This is a genomic window from Natronospira sp. (assembly GCF_007134575.1).
GTDB lineage: Bacteria > Pseudomonadota > Gammaproteobacteria > Natronospirales > Natronospiraceae > Natronospira > Natronospira elongata.
In genome coordinates, this window is the sequence record NZ_SLKM01000078.1 from 1 (window position 1) to 6,415 (window position 6,415).

A 6,415-nucleotide genomic window follows, 5' to 3' on the forward strand; every position below is an offset into this window, starting at 1 on the left:
AAGCACGCTACGTTCCGCTACGTGGAGGGAAGCGTCATCGATCATCGCCAGCCACTCGGGGACCCCACGAGCGAAGTTGTCGTGGACGATGATGCGGATCGGATCCTCTGACGGGTTCACCCGGTTCCAGGCGAGGGCGGGCCCAGCTTTGGGCCACCAGATTGATTGCCTCGGTGGTGCCGCGCAGGAAGATCAGTTCCTCGGTGGCCGAGGCATTGATGAAGTCCGCCATGCGTTCCCGTGCCGATTCATAGGCAGCAGTCGCGCGCTCGGCCAGGGTATGAACACCACGGTGGATATTGGCATTGTCACGACGGTAGTACTCGGCCACGGCGTCGATGACCTGGCGTGGCTTTTGTGCCGTCGCGGCATTATCCAGATAACAGAGCGCCTTATCCTGAACTGTCTGATCCAGGATGGGAAAGTCCGCCCGGATTGCAGAGAGATCCAGGGGGCTGTCGCTTTCGCTCAACTTCTCCGGTGCAGTACTCATTGTTCCACGGACTCCAGGTCATCCAGCCGGCCTTCGCCGGAGACGCGGTTGACCACCAGGTGATCAAGCCATTCCCGAATTTCGCTCAGGCCCATGCGTTCAATGACCGATTCCGCAAAGGCGAAGGTCAAAAGGTCACGGGCCTTGTCGGCATCGATGCCCCGCGAGCGCAGATAGAAGAGGGCATCCGGGTCCAGTTGCCCGATGGTGGCACCGTGAGAGCAGGCCACGTCATCGGCATAGATCTCCAGTTCCGGCTTGGTGTCCACTTCCGCCAGTTTGCTCAGCAGCAGATTGTCGTTCTTCTGGCCGGCATCAATCTTCTGGGCATTCTTGTGGACCACGACACGGCCATTGAATACGGCACGGCCACGGCCCGCCATCACGCCTTTGTAGGTCTCATCACTGATGGTGTGAGGGGCGGCATGGTCCACGCAGGTGTGGTTGTCCACATGCTGGCGGTCATTGACCAGATACAGACCATTCAGCACCGCCTCCGCACCTTCCTCGGCGAGTCGGGCATTGATGTCATGCCGGACCAGGGCCCCGCCCAGGTTGACGTTATGGCTGACGTAGCGACTGTCACGGGCCTGGTGCACATGGATGCCACCAATGTGATAACCCGCCGTGGACTGGCGCTGGAGCAGATAATGTTCGAGGCGGGACTGAGCGCCCAGGGAGATTTCACTGACCACGTTGTTGAAGTTGGCCGCTTCATCCAGGCCCACATGGTGCTCGATCACCGTTGCCTCGCTGCCCTGTGCCATCTGCACCAGTACGCGGGGATGAAAGACAAAGGCCTCATCACCCGGTACCGACAGGAACAGCAATTCAATGGGTGTCTTGCACTGCACGTTGGCAGCCACCTCTACCAGCGCCCCGTCGGCCACGAAGGCGTTGTTCAGGGCAGTAAAGGGGGTGTAGTCAAGACCGGACTGTCGACTCAGGCGTGCCTGCAGATTCTCCGGTTCGCGCTCCATGGCATCAGCGATGGAGCGAACAGTGACGCCCTCGGGCAAGCCACTGATATCGGAAAGTCCGGCCTGATAACGGCCGTTGACGAATACCAGCCGGGCGGCATCAAGCCCCGGTACCCGGGCTTCGTCCAGGCGATCAGCCGGCACCGTGGTGCTGCCCGGCAGGGCGAAGCGACCCTCGGTGATGGGGCGCAGACTGGTGTACTTCCAGTCTTCGTCCTTCTGCGTTGGCAGGCCCTGTTCACGAAACCGGGCCAGGGCGTCACGGCGCAGGGTGGACAGCCAGCCCTGTCCGGGGAGCTCGTCCACCGCCCGGTCGAATTGGGTCAGGAAGTTGTAGCGTGCAGTATCCTCGCCACTCATGCTTCAGCCGCCTCCTTCTGGACCCCTTCGTAGCCGTCGCGCTCAAGCTCAAGGGCCAGGTTCTTGTCACCGGTCTTGATAATCCGACCACCAGACAGCACATGCACCTTGTCGGGCTCCACGTAGTTCAGCAGTCGCTGGTAGTGGGTGACCATCACGAAGGCGCGCTCAGGGTCGCGCATCTGGTTGATACCCTCGGCAACCACCTTGAGGGCATCGATATCCAGGCCGGAGTCGGTTTCATCGAGAATGGCCAGCGTGGGTTCCAGTACCTGCATCTGGAAGATTTCATTGCGCTTCTTCTCGCCACCGGAGAAGCCTTCATTGACGCTGCGGCGGATGAAGCTTTCATCCATGCCCATGCGCTTCATCTTCTGCTTGACCAGCATCAGGAAGTCGGCGGAATCAATGGGCTCCTCGCCGCGATGTTCGCGAATGGCGTTGAGCGCAGCCTTCAGCAGGTAGACATTGTTGACGCCAGGAATTTCCACCGGGTACTGGAAGGCCAGGAAAACACCTTCATGGGCCCGTTCCTCGGGTTCCATCTCAAGCAGATCCTTGCCGTTCCAGGTGGCGCTGCCCTCGACGACCTCGTAGTCGCCCCGGCCGGCGAGAATATGGGCGAGAGTGCTCTTGCCGGAGCCATTGGGGCCCATGATGGCGTGCACTTCGCCGGGCTTCACTTCCAGGTTCAGCCCGCGCAGGATTTCCTTGCCTTCTACATTGACCTTGAGGTTTTCAATCTTAAGCATGTCTTGTTACCTGTCTTTGAATTCGTGATCGCCAGGGGCAGGGCGTATCAGCCCACCGCACCTTCGAGAGTGATGCCCAGCAGTGCTTCAGCTTCCACCGCAAACTCCATGGGCAGCTCCTTGAAGACTTCCTTGCAGAATCCGTTGACGATCATGTTGACCGCATCTTCTTCGGAGATGCCGCGCTGCCGGCAGTAGAAAAGCTGGTCCTCGCTCACCCGCGAGGTAGTGGCTTCATGTTCCACCTGGGCGCTGTTGTTGCGTGCCTCGATGTAGGGGAATGTATGGGCCCCACAACGGTCGCCGATAAGCAGGGAGTCGCACTGGGTGTAGTTGCGTGCGCCATCCGCCTTGGGGGTGATCCGGACCAGGCCGCGATAGCTCTGATCGCCCTGCATGGCCGAGATGCCCTTGGAGATGATCGTGCTGCGGGTGTTCTTGCCGATATGGATCATCTTGGTCCCGGTATCGGCCTGCTGGTGGTTGCTGGTCACCGCCACTGAGTAGAACTCACCCACGGAATCGTCGCCCCGCAGAATGCAGCTGGGATACTTCCAGGTAATGGCGGAACCGGTCTCCACCTGGGTCCAGGTGATCTTGGAGCGGTCGCCACGACAGTCGCCACGCTTGGTGACGAAGTTGTAGATGCCGCCGACGCCATTCTCGTCACCGGGGTACCAGTTCTGCACCGTGGAGTATTTGATGGTGGCATCATCCAGGGCCACCAGTTCCACCACGGCCGCGTGCAGTTGATTCTCGTCGCGCTGCGGCGCGGTGCAGCCTTCCAGATAGGAAACACTGGCACCTTCTTCCGCCACGATCAGGGTGCGCTCGAACTGCCCGGTGTTGGAGGCATTGATGCGGAAGTAGGTGGACAGCTCCATGGGGCACTTCACACCCTTGGGCACGAAGACGAAGGAGCCATCGGTGAATACCGCCGAGTTGAGCGCGGCAAAGAAGTTGTCCTTCAGGGGAACGACGGTTCCCAGATACTTCTGTACCAGCTCGGGGTATTTTTGCACCGCTTCCGAGAAGGAGCAGAAAATCACCCCGGCCTCATGGAGCTTTTCCTTGAAAGTGGTGGCCACCGACACCGAGTCAAACACGGCGTCCACGGCAACCCCGGCCAGTTGCTCCTGCTCGTGGAGGGGGATGCCGAGCTTCTCGTAGGTCTCGAGCAGCTTGGGGTCCACCTCGTCCAGGCTCTTGGGGGCCTCGGCCTCGATCTGCTCCTTGCTCTTGGGCGCGGAGTAATAGGAGATGGACTGATAATCAATGGGCGGATGCTTGACCTTGGCCCAGCTCGGGTGCTTCATCTCCGTCCAGGCACGGTAAGCCTTGAGCCGCCATTCCAGCAGCCACTCGGGCTCCTCCTTCTTGGCGGAGATATGACGAATGACGTCCTCGTCCAGACCGGGGGGCAGGGTGTCCTGCTCGATGTCGGTAACCCAGCCGTGTTTGTATTCGCGGCTGACGAGTTCGTCCATTTCCTTCTGATTGGTGGCCATGATTAGCCTCCCGTCGGGGAACCAATGTAAAAAATTATCCGGATCTGATCAGGCGCCGGTCTTAGCATCCGTTTCGCCTGCTTTGCTGCCGGGCGGTCTCGGGAACCACTGCAGCGGAATTTCGGGTGTGAGCAATTCCTCCAGGGTGATGCCTTCCAATGTCCGGCGGATCACCGAATTGATCTTCTGCCAGCCCTGGCCGACACCGCAGATGGATTCCAGGCTGCAATCGCCGTCCTCGTGGCTGCACTCGGTCACCGCCACCGGTCCCTCGATGGCGTCAATGATGTTGGCGGCGCTGATTTCCCGTGCCGGCCGGGCCAGGGCATAGCCGCCGGCGGCGCCGCGGGTGCTGCTCACCAGACCCTCCCGGGCCAGGGCCTTGAGCACCTTGCTGACGGTGGGGCCGGCCAGACCGGTTTGCTCGGCCACTTCCGCGGCGGAATGGCGGCTTTCACCGTGCCGGGCCAGGTGGGCCAGCACCAGTGTGGCGTAGTCTGTCAGGCGGCTGAGCTTGAGCATCTGGACTGCCTCCGGAGAATGTGGACTATTTTAGTCCGAATTGAATTGACGGGCAAGCCACTGGCCTTCTTCCGGGCGGCCGGAGTGCTATCATGCCCCGCCCATCAACCCAGGCAATGACCTAGAGACGCGCGGATGTTCCGATCCAGTGAAGAAAAGGCGGGGGTGATCTTCGCCACCGCCACATTCATCTTCTATGGCCTGACGCCCATCTACTTCAAGGCCGTCCAGCATGTGCCGGCTCTGGAGGTTTTGGGGCACCGGATTGCCTGGTCCGTGGTCTTCCTTTTTCTCCTGATCGCCTGGTGGGGTGGTTTGCGTCGGGGGCTGGCCGGGCTGTGGCGGCGGGATGTCCTGCCCTGGCTGCTGCTGAGCGGCGCCATCATCGGTTTCAACTGGGGCGTGTTCATCTGGACCGTGCACGCCGACCGGGTCATGGAGGCGAGTCTGGGCTACTACATCAACCCGCTGGTCAACGTGCTGCTCGGCCTGGTCTTTCTGGGCGAGCGGCTGCGGCCGGTGCAGTGGCTGGCCGTGCTCATGGCGGCGGCCGGGACACTGAATCTGGTCCTCGCCCAGGGGGTCATGCCCTGGGCCAGTTTTGCCCTGGCCCTGAGTTTTGGCTTCTATGGCCTGGTGAGAAAGCGGGTGGAAGTGCGGGCGGCCAGCGGCCTGCTGGTCGAGACCCTGCTGCTGTTGCCGGCGGTTCTGTTGCTGGCCTTGTGGGCCTGGCAGGCGGGCGAGTTGCGCTTCCTGCAGGTGGATTGGCGCACCGACCTGTTGCTGGTGGCGGCTGGCGTGATCACCACCTTGCCCCTGATCTGGTTCGCCAATGCCGCGCGCCGTTTGCCGCTGTCGGCACTGGGCTTTTTCCAGTACATCGCGCCCACCGTCACCCTGTGCCTGGCCGTTTTCGTGTTCGGGGAATTGTTCACGGCGGCCCACGGGATCACTTTCGGACTGATCTGGGCTGCCCTCATATTACTGATGGCTGATACAATCCGCAGCCGCCGCAAACGATCGGCGCCACTCTCTGACTGATAAAGAAGACCATGCATAGCGAAGACATCATCTTGTTGGCCGCGGCCGGCTTCGGCCTGCTTGTCATCCTGTCTGCCCTGGGCTACTGGATCTGGAGACGCCGTCGGGGCGACCTGGGCCGCGTGCTCAAGGGGCGGGTCTGGGACCAGGCACGGGACGTGGTCATTCCCGATGGCCTCGACGGCCAGGTGCATATTGATCTGGTCCTCATGACCCGTCGTGGCCTGGTGGCACTGGAAATCAAACGTCTCCGGGGTGCGGTCTTCGGCTCGGAGAAGATGGGCGAGTGGGTCATGCTCGACAATGGTCGTCGGCACGGCTTTCGTAATCCTCTCGGGCCCCTGGAGGAAAGGGTGGCGGCACTGTCGCATTTTGCCGGCGGCATCCGGGTGGAAGCCTATGTTCTGCTGATCGGGGATGTCAGCTTCCCCAAGGGTCGCCCGACCCGAACCGTGCTCCCGGAAGACCTGGCCGAGCGGCTGGAGCCGGTCAGTGGCGACATCCCCGACGGCTGGCGCGCCACCTGGGGCAAGATCGCCGGGCATGCCGAGCGGCGGTGAGGCGTCAGGGGTGAGGATGCGATTCTCCTAACCCCTGACCCCTCACCACTCACCCCCTCACCCCCTCGCCGCATGCGCGGCGAGGACCTCCGCCACGCAGGCGGTGAGTTTCTTGCCGGTGTCGATGTGCAGGAACTCGTTGGGGCCGTGGGCATTGGACTTGGGGCCGAGGACGCCGGTGACCAGGAACTGGGATTCG

6 protein-coding genes and 1 pseudogene are annotated in these 6,415 nt (G+C 61.7%); 2 read left to right on the forward strand and 5 right to left on the reverse strand.

What is annotated here, in order from left to right; all coding sequences use genetic code 11:
* Positions 1-88: 88 nt before the first annotated feature.
* The 5 genes and pseudogenes from ACJWXQ_RS03155 to ACJWXQ_RS03175 all read right to left on the reverse strand — a co-directional run.
* A pseudogene (locus tag ACJWXQ_RS03155) lies at positions 89-493 on the reverse strand (aminotransferase class V-fold PLP-dependent enzyme); the annotation flags it as partial.
* Positions 490-1,833 (reverse strand): Fe-S cluster assembly protein SufD, encoded by a 1,344-nt coding sequence (sufD, locus tag ACJWXQ_RS03160; RefSeq protein WP_346051158.1) that lies wholly within the window; start codon positions 1,831-1,833, stop codon positions 490-492. The pseudogene ACJWXQ_RS03155 and the gene sufD, both read right to left, overlap by 4 nt.
* Complete coding sequence (sufC, locus tag ACJWXQ_RS03165; RefSeq protein WP_346051159.1) at positions 1,830-2,585, reverse strand: Fe-S cluster assembly ATPase SufC; 756 nt, start codon at positions 2,583-2,585, stop codon at positions 1,830-1,832. The genes sufD and sufC overlap by 4 nt, the downstream gene beginning before the upstream one ends.
* Before the next feature lie 47 nt (positions 2,586-2,632).
* Positions 2,633-4,093, reverse strand: a complete 1,461-nt coding sequence (gene sufB, locus ACJWXQ_RS03170; protein WP_346051160.1) for a Fe-S cluster assembly protein SufB — start codon at positions 4,091-4,093, stop codon at positions 2,633-2,635.
* Between the two features lie 48 nt (positions 4,094-4,141).
* The gene (locus ACJWXQ_RS03175; RefSeq protein WP_346051161.1) at positions 4,142-4,615 is read right to left on the reverse strand and encodes an SUF system Fe-S cluster assembly regulator; all 474 of its coding nucleotides are present in this window, start codon (positions 4,613-4,615) and stop codon (positions 4,142-4,144) included.
* A gap of 135 nt (positions 4,616-4,750) precedes the next feature.
* Between ACJWXQ_RS03175 and rarD the strand changes: the two genes are divergently transcribed.
* Positions 4,751-5,656, forward strand: a complete 906-nt coding sequence (rarD, locus tag ACJWXQ_RS03180) for an EamA family transporter RarD (RefSeq protein ID WP_346051162.1) — start codon at positions 4,751-4,753, stop codon at positions 5,654-5,656.
* An 11-nt stretch (positions 5,657-5,667) separates the two neighbouring features.
* Positions 5,668-6,216, forward strand: a complete 549-nt coding sequence (locus tag ACJWXQ_RS03185; protein ID WP_346051163.1) for a nuclease-related domain-containing protein — start codon at positions 5,668-5,670, stop codon at positions 6,214-6,216.
* Positions 6,217-6,415 lie beyond the last annotated feature (199 nt).

What these genes read in the sequence shown, in the direction of transcription:
- ACJWXQ_RS03185 (WP_346051163.1), top strand. Translation starts at nt 5,668, where the DNA reads ATGCATAGCGAAGACATCATCTTGTTGGCCGCGGCCGGCTTCGGCCTG.
- sufC (WP_346051159.1), bottom strand. Translation starts at nt 2,585, where the DNA reads ATGCTTAAGATTGAAAACCTCAAGGTCAATGTAGAAGGCAAGGAAATC.
- sufD (WP_346051158.1), bottom strand. Translation starts at nt 1,833, where the DNA reads ATGAGTGGCGAGGATACTGCACGCTACAACTTCCTGACCCAATTCGAC.
- sufB (WP_346051160.1), bottom strand. Translation starts at nt 4,093, where the DNA reads ATGGCCACCAATCAGAAGGAAATGGACGAACTCGTCAGCCGCGAATAC.
- ACJWXQ_RS03175 (WP_346051161.1), bottom strand. Translation starts at nt 4,615, where the DNA reads ATGCTCAAGCTCAGCCGCCTGACAGACTACGCCACACTGGTGCTGGCC.
- rarD (WP_346051162.1), top strand. Translation starts at nt 4,751, where the DNA reads ATGTTCCGATCCAGTGAAGAAAAGGCGGGGGTGATCTTCGCCACCGCC.